The 12,705-nt window shown below is 62.8% G+C and carries 14 protein-coding genes; 11 read left to right on the top strand and 3 right to left on the bottom strand.

Annotation, left to right across the window (positions count from 1 at the left end):
• The first annotated feature begins 7 nt into the window (after positions 1–7).
• The 4 genes from RXV86_RS03980 to RXV86_RS03965 all read left to right on the top strand — a co-directional run bounded on the left by RXV86_RS03980 (position 8) and on the right by RXV86_RS03965 (position 4,038).
• Positions 8–706: an endonuclease/exonuclease/phosphatase family protein gene (locus RXV86_RS03980; protein ID WP_316297644.1), complete on the top strand. Its 699-nt coding sequence runs from the start codon at positions 8–10 to the stop codon at positions 704–706.
• Between the two features lie 271 nt (positions 707–977).
• Entirely contained in the window at positions 978–2,237 is a 1,260-nt protein-coding gene (locus RXV86_RS03975; protein ID WP_316297642.1) for a sodium:proton antiporter, read from the top strand.
• 104 nt (positions 2,238–2,341) lie between these two features.
• Positions 2,342–3,184 carry a PhzF family phenazine biosynthesis protein gene (locus tag RXV86_RS03970; RefSeq protein WP_316297639.1) on the top strand — a complete coding sequence of 281 codons (843 nt, stop codon included), beginning with the start codon at positions 2,342–2,344 and terminating at the stop codon, positions 3,182–3,184.
• Between the two features lie 11 nt (positions 3,185–3,195).
• On the top strand, positions 3,196–4,038 hold the full coding sequence (locus RXV86_RS03965) for a PhzF family phenazine biosynthesis protein (protein ID WP_316297637.1): 843 nt from the start codon (positions 3,196–3,198) through the stop codon (positions 4,036–4,038).
• A gap of 242 nt (positions 4,039–4,280) precedes the next feature.
• Here the strand turns inward: RXV86_RS03965 and RXV86_RS03960 are convergent, their stop codons facing one another.
• Positions 4,281–5,588: an FAD-binding oxidoreductase gene (locus RXV86_RS03960; RefSeq protein ID WP_316297636.1), complete on the bottom strand. Its 1,308-nt coding sequence runs from the start codon at positions 5,586–5,588 to the stop codon at positions 4,281–4,283.
• Positions 5,589–5,799: 211 nt separating this feature from the next.
• Here RXV86_RS03960 and eno point away from each other — a divergent pair, with 211 nt between their 5' ends.
• The 6 genes from eno (at position 5,800) to RXV86_RS03930 (ending at position 9,890) form a co-directional block, all read left to right on the top strand.
• Positions 5,800–7,074, top strand: a complete 1,275-nt coding sequence (eno, locus tag RXV86_RS03955) for a phosphopyruvate hydratase (protein WP_316297634.1) — start codon at positions 5,800–5,802, stop codon at positions 7,072–7,074.
• 172 nt (positions 7,075–7,246) lie between these two features.
• A complete protein-coding gene (locus RXV86_RS03950; protein ID WP_316297633.1) occupies positions 7,247–7,945 on the top strand; it encodes a hypothetical protein in 699 nt (232 codons plus the stop codon).
• A gap of 19 nt (positions 7,946–7,964) precedes the next feature.
• The gene (locus RXV86_RS03945; protein WP_316297632.1) at positions 7,965–8,633 is read left to right on the top strand and encodes a haloacid dehalogenase type II; all 669 of its coding nucleotides are present in this window, start codon (positions 7,965–7,967) and stop codon (positions 8,631–8,633) included.
• Positions 8,634–8,691: 58 nt separating this feature from the next.
• A complete protein-coding gene (locus RXV86_RS03940) occupies positions 8,692–9,111 on the top strand; it encodes a cupin domain-containing protein (protein ID WP_316297631.1) in 420 nt (139 codons plus the stop codon).
• Between the two features lie 38 nt (positions 9,112–9,149).
• Positions 9,150–9,587, top strand: a complete 438-nt coding sequence (locus tag RXV86_RS03935; RefSeq protein ID WP_316297629.1) for a hypothetical protein — start codon at positions 9,150–9,152, stop codon at positions 9,585–9,587.
• Positions 9,588–9,680: 93 nt separating this feature from the next.
• Positions 9,681–9,890, top strand: a complete 210-nt coding sequence (locus RXV86_RS03930; RefSeq protein WP_316297627.1) for a hypothetical protein — start codon at positions 9,681–9,683, stop codon at positions 9,888–9,890.
• Here the strand turns inward: RXV86_RS03930 and RXV86_RS03925 are convergent.
• Positions 9,887–11,077: an FAD-dependent monooxygenase gene (locus RXV86_RS03925; RefSeq protein ID WP_316297626.1), complete on the bottom strand. Its 1,191-nt coding sequence runs from the start codon at positions 11,075–11,077 to the stop codon at positions 9,887–9,889. The genes RXV86_RS03930 and RXV86_RS03925 overlap by 4 nt on opposite strands.
• A gap of 97 nt (positions 11,078–11,174) precedes the next feature.
• Complete coding sequence (gene dksA, locus RXV86_RS03920) at positions 11,175–11,597, bottom strand: RNA polymerase-binding protein DksA (RefSeq protein WP_316298439.1); 423 nt, start codon at positions 11,595–11,597, stop codon at positions 11,175–11,177.
• A 236-nt stretch (positions 11,598–11,833) separates the two neighbouring features.
• Between dksA and RXV86_RS03915 the strand changes: the two genes are divergently transcribed.
• Positions 11,834–12,673 (top strand): MoxR family ATPase, encoded by an 840-nt coding sequence (locus RXV86_RS03915; RefSeq protein ID WP_316297625.1) that lies wholly within the window; start codon positions 11,834–11,836, stop codon positions 12,671–12,673.
• The last annotated feature ends 32 nt before the right edge of the window (positions 12,674–12,705 follow it).

Raw genomic sequence — 12,705 nt, 5'->3', positions numbered from 1 at the left:
AGACCAGATGAAGGCAGAGCAGATCAGAATTGCAAGCTACAACCTGCAGAAATGCGTCGGCATCGACCTGCGCAGACGCCCCGACCGCACGCTTTCGGTGATCGGCAACCTGAAGGCCGCGGTGGTTGTTCTGCAGGAGGCCGACAAACGTCTGCCGCCGCGCCCTGCCGCCCTGCCGCACGAAATGGCCGAAGCCGATGGCTGGCGGGTGGCGCATTTCGGCGAACCGGGCGGGTCGCTCGGCTGGCATGGAAATGCGATGCTGCTCCGTTCCGGTGTAACCACATTGAACACGGCGCATATCGAACTGCCGGGGCTGGAGCCGCGCGGCGCCATCCGCGCCGACCTGATGACCCCGATCGGCCCGCTCCGGGTGCTGGGGCTGCATCTGGGGCTGATTCGCCGCTACCGGCTGTTGCAGCTGGCAGCGGTCATGCGCCACCTGCAAAAATTGGAGCCGATGCCCACGGTGCTGGCCGGCGATTTCAACGAATGGGGCCCCGCGCGGGCGCTGGATCAGGCTACGCCCGGCCTGACCATCCTGCCGGAACGTCCCAGCTTCCCCTCGCCGCGCCCGGTCGCAGCGCTGGACCGGTTCGCCCTGTCCTCCGAGCTGCGGGCACTGGATCACGGCAGCCATACTGCCCGGCCGGCCCGCGTCGCCTCGGATCACCTGCCGATCTGGGCGGACCTTGCCCGCAAGTGAAAGGTTGCGCTGCTCGGGCGGCGCGGCAACGATCCTATCAATCCATGCGCAGCGGTTGCGCTGGGATCTGATTTCGGGATTTGAGTATTTGGATCAAGAAAGAGACCAGGGACCGGCTCTCTTTCTTGGCGTAAATACTCAATTCCAGCCTGGCCAGCCCCGCACCGCCGCCATCACGGCGCGAAAAGCCAAATGCGACACCCTCTCGCTTTGAAAACCGGCGCGCCCGTGCTAGGGCCATCCCGGACACCGCAGCGTACAGGGTAACCCCATGGATCTTTTACAGATTACCTCGCTTCTTATCGTGCTGGCCGCGATATTCGGCGCGATCAACCACCTGGTTCTGAAACTACCGGGCGCCATCGGCATCCTTGTCGTGGCGCTGTTTGCCAGTTTCGGGGTGCTGATCACCGATCTGATCTGGCCCGTGCTGACCATCGCCGAGACCTCACGCGCCATCATCACCGGGATCGATTTCTCGGATGCGCTTTTGGAAGGCATGCTGGGGCTGCTCCTGTTTGCCGGGGCGCTGCATGTGAAGATCTCCGACCTGCGCGAACAGTGGCGGCTGGTTTTCCTGATGGCCACCATCGGCGTGGGTCTGTCGACCTTGATCGTTGGCTTGGGCTTTTCTGCGCTGACCGGCGCACCGATCCTGATCGCGCTGGTCTTTGGCGCGCTGATTTCCCCCACCGACCCGGTCGCCGTGCTGGGTGTGCTGCGCGAGGCCAACTTGCGCAAGTCGCTCGAAACCAAGATCGCCGGAGAATCGCTGTTCAACGATGGTGTCGGCTATGTCGTCTTCCTGGTGCTGGTCGGATTGGCCTTCCCGGCCATGGGCGGTGATCACGGCGCCCATGACAGCGCGCTGATGGGCGCGGTAAAGCTGTTCCTGCAAGAAGCCGTGGGCGGTGCCGTACTCGGCCTCATCCTGGGCTGGCTCACCTTCCGCATCATGCGGCTGATCGATGATTACTCGCTCGAGGTGCTGCTCACCCTGGCGCTGGCCTTTGGCGGCTACCAGCTTTCGGTCTACTTGCATTTCTCGGCCCCGATCATGGCGGTCTGCGCTGGCTTGCTCATTGGCGATATCGGCGCCAAGCACGGGATGAGCGAGGAAACCCGCCATTATGTCGATGCCTTCTGGAAACTGATCGACGAGATTCTCAACGCCGTGCTCTTCCTGCTCATCGGTTTCGAGGTCTTTGCCGTGGCCTTTGAGATGGATTACCTTGTCACCGCTGTGCTCTGCATCGCTCTGGCGCTGGTCGCACGTCTTGCCGCCGTCGCCGTACCGGTGCTGGCGTTGAAACCCTTCCGCGAGTTTTCCCGCGGAGTCATCCCGATCATGACCTGGGGTGGCCTCAAGGGCGGTATCTCGGTCGCGCTGGCGTTGTCGCTGCCCGATAACGAGTGGAAGCCGATGATCCTGACCATCACCTACGTGATCGTGATCTTCTCGATCGTGGTGCAGGGCCTGACCATTACCCGCGTGGCCAATCGCGTCGGACGCGAGCCGGACCTGGTGTAACACCCCATCACGTCTCGAAATCCTGACCATCACGAAAACGCCATGGCGCACGGCCTTGTCGCGCGTCTATGCTTGGCAGGATCCAAGCCGCGACCGGACGGGCCATGACGCGCTACCTTACTTACGATGTCTTCACTGACACGCCCTTCGCTGGCAACCCGCTCGCGGTGATCCCCGATGCAACCGCCCTGTCCGAGGACGCGTTGCAGAAGATCGCAGCCGAATTCAACTACTCGGAAACCACCTTCGTCTTCCCGCCCGATGATCCGACCCACACTGCCCGCGTGCGCATTTTCAAAACCACGCAAGAACTTCCCTTCGCCGGGCATCCCGTGATCGGCACCGCCGTCGCCCTGGCGGGCATGGGCCATGGCTCCGACATGGTGCTGGAACTGGGCATCGGCCCGGTGTCCGTCCGCGCCGACGCCAAGTCAGCCAGCTTCACCACCAACACCCCGCTCGACATTCTCGGCCATCCCACCCCGGCCCTGATCGCGCGTATCCTTAACCTTCCGCAAGACATGCTGGAGACCTCTCCCCATCCGCCAACCATCGCCTCTCTGGGTCGCCCCGTGGTGCTGACCCGGCTCCGCGACCGCGCGGCGCTGTCACGTATCGAAGTAAACACAAACGCCATGGCCGAAGGTCGCGCAGCCCTCCCCAACGCCATGGATTTCGCCCAGTACACGTGGTGCATGGAAGATGACCGCACCTATGCCCGCATGTTCGCCCCCCTCTCAGGCAACCCCGAGGACGCCGCCACCGGCTCCGCCGCCGCTACGCTGGCCGCTCTGCTTGCCCATTCAACCGGCGACCCGCAAAACTTCACCCTGACGCAGGGCGTCGAGATGGGCCGCCCCTCGCGCATCACCCTTGCCACCGACCCCAGCGGCGTTACCGTTTCGGGCAACGCCTGCCGGATCCGCACCGGCCAATTGCTGCTTTGAAGGACAAAACCATGACCCGCTACCAGACGTTTGATGTCTTCACCGACACCCCTTTCGGTGGCAACCCCTTGGCCGTTGTCCCAGATGCGACCACCTTGCCCGAGGACGCGTTGCAGAAGATCGCAGCCGAGTTCAACTACTCGGAAACCACCTTCATCTACCCGCCCGCCGATCCGGCCCACACCGCCCGCGTCCGCATCTTCACCCCGACGATGGAGGTGCCCTTTGCCGGCCACCCCACCATCGGCACCGCCGTGGCATTGGCGCGCATGGGGCACGGCCCCGATATGGTGCTGGAACTCGGCATCGGCCCGATCCACACCCATGCGACACCCGATGCGGCCCGCTTCACCACCTCGGCCCCTTTGGAGACCCTCGCCCACCCCACGGTGGACGAAGTCGGCGCCGCGTTGACACTGCCGACCGAACAGATCGAAACCACAAGTCACGCCCCGGTCATGGCCACGCTCGGTCTGCCCTTCACGTTCACCGAACTGACCAGCCGTGCGGCGCTTTCCGCAGCCACCCCCGACATCGCTGCCTTCCGTGTGGGCAACGCGAAATACCCCGGTGCGCTCGATTTTGCCCAGTTCTGCTACTGGCGCGGACCAGACGCCATCCATGCCCGCATGTTCGCGCCGCTCGACAATATCCCCGAGGACCCCGCCACCGGCTCGGCCAGCGCCACGCTTGGCGCGTTGCTGGCGCGGATCCATGGCACAGATCAAAGCTTTACCCTGTGGCAAGGCGAGGACATGGGCCGCCCGTCACGGATCGGGGTTGCCACCGACGGTACGGCGGTCACCATCTCGGGTGCCGCCTGTCCGATGATGCAGGGAGAGCTGTTGCTCTGAGCAAGCGGTGATTTTGGCCTTGAACGGACATTGGCCACGAGAAACCTGCACGGAATCAAGGCGCCCGCGCCGCCGTGCGATCGCCAACCCGCCCCCGAGGGAAGGCGATCGGGTGAGGTCATGCGAAACAGTGAGGCTCTTTGGATGAGGCCGGGGTAAAGCGCCATGCTGAAATGTTGGGTCGCCACCCCGCGGGTCGGCCAGCGCACGGCTTCACCTCAGTGTCCGCAGCAAGCCCAAACCTACCGCCGCATCTCCCGATCCCGCCGTGCCCGCGCTGTCTCGCGCGCGTCGACCACGAACCGCCACCACGGCGAGGCCAATGCCATGAACCACGGCGTTCCGCCGATATGGTAGGGTCGGCTTTCCAGCCGTGTCTCGGCAAAGGCCGTCGTCCCTTCCGGATCGCCCATGGCCCGGAGCGCCGCCTTGCGCCCCAGCCAGGGCGACAGGGCCACGCCATTGCCGCTGTAGCCATAGGCGAAATGCACCCCCTCGTGGCTGCCCACATACGGGTTGCGCGCAAAGGTAAAGCCCAACCAGCCCTGCCAGCTATGGCTCAATTTCCACTCCGCCGCCTCCGGCCATATCTCGGCCATGGTCCGTTGCAGCCGACGTGCGGCCTCGCGCTCGTCAATCGACACCAGCGCCGCTCGCCCGCCAAAGATGATCCTTTTCCCATCTGGCGAGGGCCGGAAATAGGAATGTCGCGCCCGGCTTTCCACCATCATCCGTCGCCCCGGCGCCAGACGGTCAATCACCCCCTCTGGCAATTCCTCGGTAGCGATGATGAAACTCGGCACCCGGAATATCCGCCGCGCCAGCCATCGGCTCTGCAACCCGGTATAGCCATTCGTCGCCCAGACCAGCCGCCGCGCCCTGATCTCCCCGGCCTCGGTGGTCAGGCGAAACCCGTCCCCTTCGGGCTTCATCGCCGTCACCGCACATTCGGCGCAGATCGTTACCCCGGCGTCGCGGGCGCGTTTCATCAACCCGTCATGCGCCAGCCGTGGCTGCACCGCCCCGTGATCGGGGTAATAGAGCCCGCCGAAATAAAGATCCGATCGGATATGGTCCTGCAACTCCTCCCGGTTCAACAGCCGCGTCTCCTGCGGTGCGAGTTCATGGATCAATCGCACCCGTTCGGCCATCGCCTCGAAATGCGCCCGGGTAAAGGCCATCTGCACACGCCCGGTATGCTGAAACACCCCCGAAGCCTCGTGCAGCGCGCGCGTATGGGCATAGCCCTCGGCCCCCTCGCGCACGATCCGCACCGCCAGATCGCGGCCATAGGTCTTCAATTCCTGCACAAACTCTGGCCGATGCGGCGCACCGATCATCCCGCCGTTGCGCGTACTCGCCCCCTGTCCCGGCTGACCTGCGTCAAACACGACCACTTCGGCACCCTTTTCCGCCGCCGCCAGCGCTGCGCCCAGCCCGGTGAACCCGGCGCCGACAACCACCATATCCGCCTTGGCAGGTACATCGTGGCAAACCGGCGGCAGCTCTGCCCCGTCCTGCCACCAATAGGGTTCTGTGATCAGTTCCATCCCGCACTCCCGTTTCACCGCAGCCTAGCTGTCCTGTTTTCCGCCGTCACGCCCGGGATGAAAAAGAATTAGCGCTAACGTTCCAGACAATTAGCGCTAACTCTTGCTGTTAGCGCTAACTTGACGCATCCCCAACCCTTTCCCTCACCGGGAAACCCCTCTAAAACCCGCCTCAACACTGGCATTTACACACCCAAGGGACACCACCCACATGAGCACCATCATCGACATCCACGCCCGCGAAATCCTCGACAGCCGGGGCAACCCCACGGTCGAGGTCGACGTGATCCTCGAAGATGGCACCATGGGCCGCGCCGCCGTGCCCTCGGGCGCTTCGACCGGTGCCTACGAGGCCGTTGAAAAACGTGACGGAGACAAGTCCCGCTACATGGGCAAGGGTGTGCTCGAAGCCTGCGCCGCCGTGAATGGCGAAATTGCCGAAGAACTCGTCGGCATGGATGCCACCGAACAGGTCCTGCTGGACGAGGCAATGATCGAGCTTGACGGCACTGCCAACAAGGGCCGCCTTGGCGCCAACGCTATCCTTGGCGTAAGCCTCGCCGCGGCCAAGGCCGCCGCCGATTACACCACCCAACCGCTGTTCCGCTATGTCGGCGGCACTTCGGCCCGCATCCTGCCGGTTCCGATGATGAACATCATCAATGGCGGCGAGCACGCCGACAACCCGATCGACATCCAGGAATTCATGATCATGCCGGTGTCGGCTACCAATATTCGTGATGCCGCCCGCATGGGCGCCGAGGTCTTCCACACCCTCAAGAAAGAGCTCTCCGCCGCAGGGCTTTCCACCGGAATCGGCGACGAAGGCGGCTTTGCGCCCAACATCGCCTCGACTCGCGATGCGCTGGATTTTGTGCTGAAGAGCATCGAGAAAGCTGGCTACAAACCCGGCGACGACATCCACCTCGCGCTCGACTGTGCCGCCACCGAATACTTCAAGGACGGCAAATATGTCTTTGCCGGTGAAGGAAAAATCCTCACTTCTGACGAAAACGTCGCCTACCTCGAAGCGCTGTGCGCCGACTACCCGATCATTTCCATCGAAGATGGCTGTTCCGAGGATGACTGGGACGGCTGGAAGGCCTTGACCGACACTTTGGGCGGCAAGGTCCAGCTCGTGGGCGACGACCTTTTCGTCACCAACCCCGAACGTCTCGCCATGGGCATTGAGCGCGGCTGCGCCAACTCGATGCTGGTCAAGGTCAACCAGATCGGCTCGCTCACAGAAACCCTCAAAGCCGTCGACATGGCGCATCGCGCCGGCATGACCAACGTCATGTCGCACCGTTCGGGCGAAACCGAAGACGCCACCATCGCCGACCTCGCCGTCGCCACCAATTGCGGACAGATCAAGACCGGTTCGCTCGCCCGCTCGGACCGGCTGGCCAAATACAATCAGCTGATCCGCATCGAGGAAGCCCTGGGCGAGGTCGCCGAATACGCAGGCCGCTCGATCCTGAAATAATCACACCCACGCCGGGCGCGGGGCCGTTGACGGTCCTGCGCTCGGTGTCCTGACCTTGCCGGATACGCTCAGGACAATCATTTCACCTTCCCCATCCGGGGCGGGATTTCCGGGCTTCCTTCGGTTGCCGTTATGCGCTTATCCTGCCCTCTGACACTCTGGGGATCCGACGATGCGCAAACTCATCACCGCTTTTCTTTTTACGCTCATGGTGCAGCCCGCCACCGCAGGCTCGCCGATCAACGTCGACCTGGCCTGCCCGATCTGGGATGAAACCGCCCCGGCGATCGAATCGCCGTCCTGTTCGTCGACCGGTCGCGGCACCCTGTCTTTGCGTTCCATTACCTCATGTGACTTCATCACCCGCCTGCCGGTGTGCCCGAAATCCGGCATCCCGCTCTACTGGGGCTTTGACGGCATCGATCCCGCCACGCTGGAAGAGATCGTCGCCTCCGACGCGTGGAAGGCGCTCGAGGGCAAATCCCGTTACCTGCGGGCCCATTTGTTGGAAATGCGGCTGGAACTGCTCAACCCGGTGCAGCGTTTCCTGCTGATGTATGGCGGCTACCAATATGATCTCGACAAAAGCTGGGGCGACGAACAATACCTGTCGGTTCTCCTGCCCATCGCCGATGCCGCCATTGCCGCCTCAAACGATGACATGCCGATCTTCATCAACCTGATGACCGCGCTGGCGCTTATTCATGCCCATCGCCCCGACGACGCCAAGGCCCGTATCGAAGCCGCCCGCGCCCATCCGCAATTTGCTGGCTACCCGGCCCCGGGCGTCGTGGCCGACGCGATGACGGCCTGCCTGCATACACCCGAGGCCGAAACCTGCCACCCGGAATACGAAGTCCAGATGCAGTGAACTCTGAAGGCAAACCGCGATGCGCGCCCTCATCTTCGACGTTTTCGGCACCTGCGTGGATTGGCGCAACTCCGTCGCCCGCGACGTGGCCGCCACGCTGCCGCAGGTTGACGCCCTGCAATTCGCCACCGAGTGGCGCGCCGAATACGACCCGGCGATGACGCGCATTCGCGACGGCGGGCGCGGCTATGTCCCGCTTGACGATCTGCACCTCGAAAACCTCCATCGTGTCGCCGCCCGCCACAACGTTACGGCCCCGGACAGTCTCAATACCGCATGGGAGCGGCTCGACCCCTGGATTGACGTGGTGCCCGGCCTGGCACAATTGAAACAGTCCCACATCATCGCCCCCTGCTCCAACGGCTCCATCGCTCTGATGACCCGGCTGGCGCGCTATGCCCAATTGCCATGGGATTGCATCCTCGGCGCGGAACTGGCCCGCGACTACAAACCCAAACCGGCGGTCTACCTCGCCTCCTGTAGCGCTCTGCGCCTGCCGCCCTCAGAGGTCATGATGGTCGCCGCCCACAATAACGACCTGCACGCCGCCCGCGCCGCGGGTCTGAAAACCGCCTTCATCCCCCGCCTCACCGAGCACGGCCCCGATCAGACCGCCGACCTCGTGGCCGAGTCCGATTGGGACATCACCGCCCGCGATTTCAACGACCTGGCTGCGCAGCTTGCGTAGGGCGGGGATCACCCCGCTACCCCTTGCCCGCCTGCACCGCCTTGCCTAGGCTCGCCCCATGACCGAGGCCGATCGCATTATCAGACACCTGAAGCTGCAGCCCCACCCCGAAGGTGGCCATTATCGCCAGACCTGGGTGGCCAGCGGTGACGGCCGCGCTGCGGGCACCTGCATCTACTTCCTGCTGCGCGAAGGCGAGCACAGCCACTGGCACAAGGTCGACGCCGCCGAGATCTGGCATTTCTACGCCGGCGCGCCGCTCATTCTTTCCATATCGGAAACAATGGACGGACCGCGCCGAGACCTGACCCTTGGCCCAAACGTGCTCTCGGGCCAGGAACCGCAGTTGATCGTTCCACCGCATCACTGGCAAAAGGCCGAAACAACAGGGGCTTACACCCTCGTCGGCTGCACCGTCAGCCCCGGCTTCCAGTTCGAACACTTCATCCTGGCCGAGCCCGGCTTTGACATCACCTGAAACAGATTGTTTCCAAATCGGCACTTATTCACGGTTTCATGACCCCCCATATTTGGATCATGAAGTCACACAATCCTAAGGGGCGCCTGACCACCTGGTGGGCCATTCACGGGAAGGAAATCCGCAATATCGCCATTGTCGGCATAGGCTGCGTGCTGATCGGCGGTTTCCGCTTCTTCGATCCAGTCGAACGCGTCGGCTATCACACGGCCACGGTGCACAGTGTCACCTCGGTCTCCAGCCGCACGAACGCGCGTGTCCGCATCACTGCCCGGATTGCCGAGGACCGCATCGTCCCGGTCACATTGCGCCAATTCACCACTCATGTGCAGGTGGGTGACCGCATCTGCCTGATCGAAACCCGTGGCAGCCTGCGAAATCAGACCTATTTCGGCCCCGCGCGCCCATCACGCTGTAGCGATCCGAACATCGTACCGCTGGGCATCATGGCCGCCAACGAAAGCCGAACAGTCTGACTGCTCAGCTTGAAAAGATGAACGCACCAGCTCATCTATTAAGGGTTAGTTAACCACGTTGAACCAAACCCGATGCTGCGCCTTACCCTTTTCATGGTCATCACCCTTCCCGGCACCGCCTTTGCGACGGGCTGCGACCCGAACTACTCCGGCGCCTGCGTGCCCATCGCTTCGGACGTCGATTGTGCCGGCGGAAACGGAAACGGCCCGGCCTATGTAGAAGGACCGGTCAAGGTTGTCGGCGAGGACATCTATGGGCTGGATGCCGACGGCAACGGGATCGGCTGCGAGCCAAAGGATTAAAACCCGCCCGACGCCCCCTTGGTCACGTCGAACGTGTAAAGCCAGTCGAACTGGCGCAGCATCTTTTCCGGAAACAGCGTGCCCCCGATCCGCATCACCGTATGGGCGGCAAAGCGCAGCGGCGGGAAACTCAGGTGATATTTCCAGGCATTGTCCGTGGCGGTGTTGATCACCCTTGTGGCCCGCTTGATCCGCCGCTCCTGGTAAAGCGCCAGTCCCACCGGAATGCTCTCGGCGCCGGACAGCGAGGCGGCCATGACCCAGGCATCCTCCATCGCCATCGCCGCACCCTGCGCCATGAATGGCAGGGTCGGGTGTGCCGCGTCGCCCAGGATCGCCACATGCTGGCCATGCCAGCGCTTGGCGACCTCGTGGCGGAACAGCCCCCACAGGTAGACATCGTCGATCTTCTCAAGCATCGCCTGCACCCGCGGGGCAAAATCCGCGAACGCCGCGCGCAGGTTGGCCGGGTCATCGCGCCGGTTCCAGCCCTCCTCGACCCAGCCGCGCCGCTCCTGCACGGCAACCAGATTGACCAATTCGCCCCCGCGCAACGGATAGCACACCAAGTGCCGCCCCGGCCCCATATGCACCATCGCCTCGGGGCCGCGCCCCATCGTGTTGGGAATGGTCGCCCGCCAGGCCACCTGGCCGGTAAAGAACGGCTCTTCCTTCCCGTTCAACACCTCGCGCAGTTTCGAATGCAAGCCATCCGCGCCGACGATCAGGTCGGCATGGCGCTCGCTACCGTCTTCCATGAAGGCCGTAGCACCGTCCGGCCTGTCCTCGATCCGCTCGACCCGGGCGTTGAGTTCGATCTCGACCCCGGCATCGCGCGCGCCTTTCTCCAACATGGCAATAAGGTCGGCCCGGTGCATGAAGTAATAGCTCTGATCCTTGAGCCGCGACAGGTCGAGCCGCACCACATCGCCGCCCTTGTAGTCGACCAGCCGCACCTCCTGCGCCTGCACCGCGCCCGCATTCAACAGCCGGTCTTCCAGCCCGATGCCACGCAGCACCGCCACCGCGTTCGGACTCAGTTGCAACCCCGCCCCCACTTCGGAAATTTCCGGCGCCTGTTCCAGCACCTTCACATGCGCGCCCCTGAGCGCCAGCGCCCGCGCGGCCACCAACCCACCAATTCCGGCCCCGATCACCGTGGCCCGCATTCCTGCCAACATACCCATTTTTCCAGTGTCATACGAAAAACGCCGGAGCGGAAGCCCCGGCGTCTATCAATTCACCCTTTCGGGATGAGGTTTATCGTCACGCTAAAGGCGCGCATCAATCGTCCCGATGTACCTTTTCTCGCCGCTCATGCTGTTCCTGGGCCTCAAGGCTCATGGTCGCAATCGGTCGTGCATCCAGCCGTTTCAGCGAAATCGGCTCGCCGGTCACTTCACAATAGCCGTATTCACCTTCGTCGATGCGGCGCAGCGCGCCGTCGATCTTGGCAACCAGCTTGCGCTGACGGTCACGGGTGCGCAGTTCCAGCGCCCGGTCGGTCTCTTCGCTGGCACGGTCGGCCACGTCGGGAATATTGCGAGTTTGCTCCTGCAGACCTTCGATCGTGTCGCGACTGCCATCCAGCAGTTCCTCGCGCCAAGTCACCAATTTGCGGCGGAAATATTCGAGCTGACGCTCGTTCATAAAAGGTTCGTCCTCAGCGGGACGGTAATCATCGGGCAGAAAAGTTTCTGCTTTCATGTCGGCTCCCAGTTTTTCGCCAAGTTCAGTCATTGGCACCCCTCTCTGCGCTGCCTCATACTCGCCTCCACGATGATTGTCACTACCCGAAAACCTGAATCTCATCGGAAGTGAACATCATAGTAAGCTCAACCCGTTACATGCCATTTTCACCGGCCGGATAACATCACATTGCGGTGACTTTGTGGCTCCGTTAGGGTGCGCCGAACTGATCATCGTTTAGGACGCGCTGAAAAATGAGATTCGAAGGCACCGATGCATATGTCGCCACGGACGACTTGAAGGTAGCGGTCAACGCCGCCGTGACCCTTGAACGCCCGCTTCTGGTCAAGGGCGAGCCCGGCACCGGCAAGACCGAACTGGCCCGCCAGGTCTCCGAGGCGCTTGGCCTCAAGATGATCGAATGGAACATCAAATCCACCACCAAGGCGCAACAGGGCCTCTATGAATACGATGCCGTCTCGCGCCTGCGCGACAGCCAACTCGGTGATGAAAAGGTCAACGACGTGGCCAACTACATCAAGCGCGGCAAACTCTGGGAGGCCTTCGAGGCCGAAGAAAAAGTCGTCCTGCTGATCGATGAAATCGACAAGGCCGATATCGAATTCCCCAACGACCTGCTTCAGGAACTCGACAAGATGGAGTTCCACGTCTACGAGACCGGCGAGACGATCAAGGCCAAGGTCCGCCCGATCGTGATCATCACCTCGAACAACGAAAAGGAACTTCCCGACGCGTTCCTGCGCCGCTGTTTCTTCCACTACATCCGATTCCCCGATCACGACACGATGCGCGCCATCGTCGAGGTGCACCATCCGGGCGTGAAGGAACACCTGCTGACCACCGCCCTGACCCAGTTTTACGAGGTCCGCGAAACCCCGGGCCTGAAGAAGAAACCCTCAACCTCGGAAGTGCTCGATTGGCTCAAGCTTCTGCTGGCCGAAGACCTCGGCCCCGAGGACATCAAACGCGATGGCAAGGCCGCCCTGCCCAAACTGCACGGCGCCCTGTTAAAGAACGAACAGGACGTGCATCTGTTCGAGCGCCTTGCCTTCATGGCCCGCTCGCAACGGTAAAACTCGTGGCGCCGGGCGTTCCTTTGCCCGGC

It is taken from the genome of Aliisedimentitalea sp. MJ-SS2, from assembly GCF_032586155.1.
Taxonomy (GTDB): Bacteria; Pseudomonadota; Alphaproteobacteria; order Rhodobacterales; family Rhodobacteraceae; genus JAWHTC01.
This window is presented reverse-complemented; position numbering and strand designations above follow the sequence as displayed.

Excerpts from the sequence above, each read along its gene's own strand:
- RXV86_RS03950 (WP_316297633.1), top strand. The coding sequence starts at position 7,247 with ATGCGCAAACTCATCACCGCTTTTCTTTTTACGCTCATGGTGCAGCCC.
- RXV86_RS03975 (WP_316297642.1), top strand. The coding sequence starts at position 978 with ATGGATCTTTTACAGATTACCTCGCTTCTTATCGTGCTGGCCGCGATA.
- RXV86_RS03915 (WP_316297625.1), top strand. The coding sequence starts at position 11,834 with ATGAGATTCGAAGGCACCGATGCATATGTCGCCACGGACGACTTGAAG.
- RXV86_RS03960 (WP_316297636.1), bottom strand. The coding sequence starts at position 5,588 with ATGGAACTGATCACAGAACCCTATTGGTGGCAGGACGGGGCAGAGCTG.
- RXV86_RS03925 (WP_316297626.1), bottom strand. The coding sequence starts at position 11,077 with ATGGGTATGTTGGCAGGAATGCGGGCCACGGTGATCGGGGCCGGAATT.
- RXV86_RS03970 (WP_316297639.1), top strand. The coding sequence starts at position 2,342 with ATGACGCGCTACCTTACTTACGATGTCTTCACTGACACGCCCTTCGCT.
- eno (WP_316297634.1), top strand. The coding sequence starts at position 5,800 with ATGAGCACCATCATCGACATCCACGCCCGCGAAATCCTCGACAGCCGG.
- RXV86_RS03965 (WP_316297637.1), top strand. The coding sequence starts at position 3,196 with ATGACCCGCTACCAGACGTTTGATGTCTTCACCGACACCCCTTTCGGT.
- RXV86_RS03940 (WP_316297631.1), top strand. The coding sequence starts at position 8,692 with ATGACCGAGGCCGATCGCATTATCAGACACCTGAAGCTGCAGCCCCAC.
- RXV86_RS03945 (WP_316297632.1), top strand. The coding sequence starts at position 7,965 with ATGCGCGCCCTCATCTTCGACGTTTTCGGCACCTGCGTGGATTGGCGC.
- dksA (WP_316298439.1), bottom strand. The coding sequence starts at position 11,597 with ATGAAAGCAGAAACTTTTCTGCCCGATGATTACCGTCCCGCTGAGGAC.
- RXV86_RS03980 (WP_316297644.1), top strand. The coding sequence starts at position 8 with ATGAAGGCAGAGCAGATCAGAATTGCAAGCTACAACCTGCAGAAATGC.
- RXV86_RS03935 (WP_316297629.1), top strand. The coding sequence starts at position 9,150 with ATGACCCCCCATATTTGGATCATGAAGTCACACAATCCTAAGGGGCGC.
- RXV86_RS03930 (WP_316297627.1), top strand. The coding sequence starts at position 9,681 with ATGGTCATCACCCTTCCCGGCACCGCCTTTGCGACGGGCTGCGACCCG.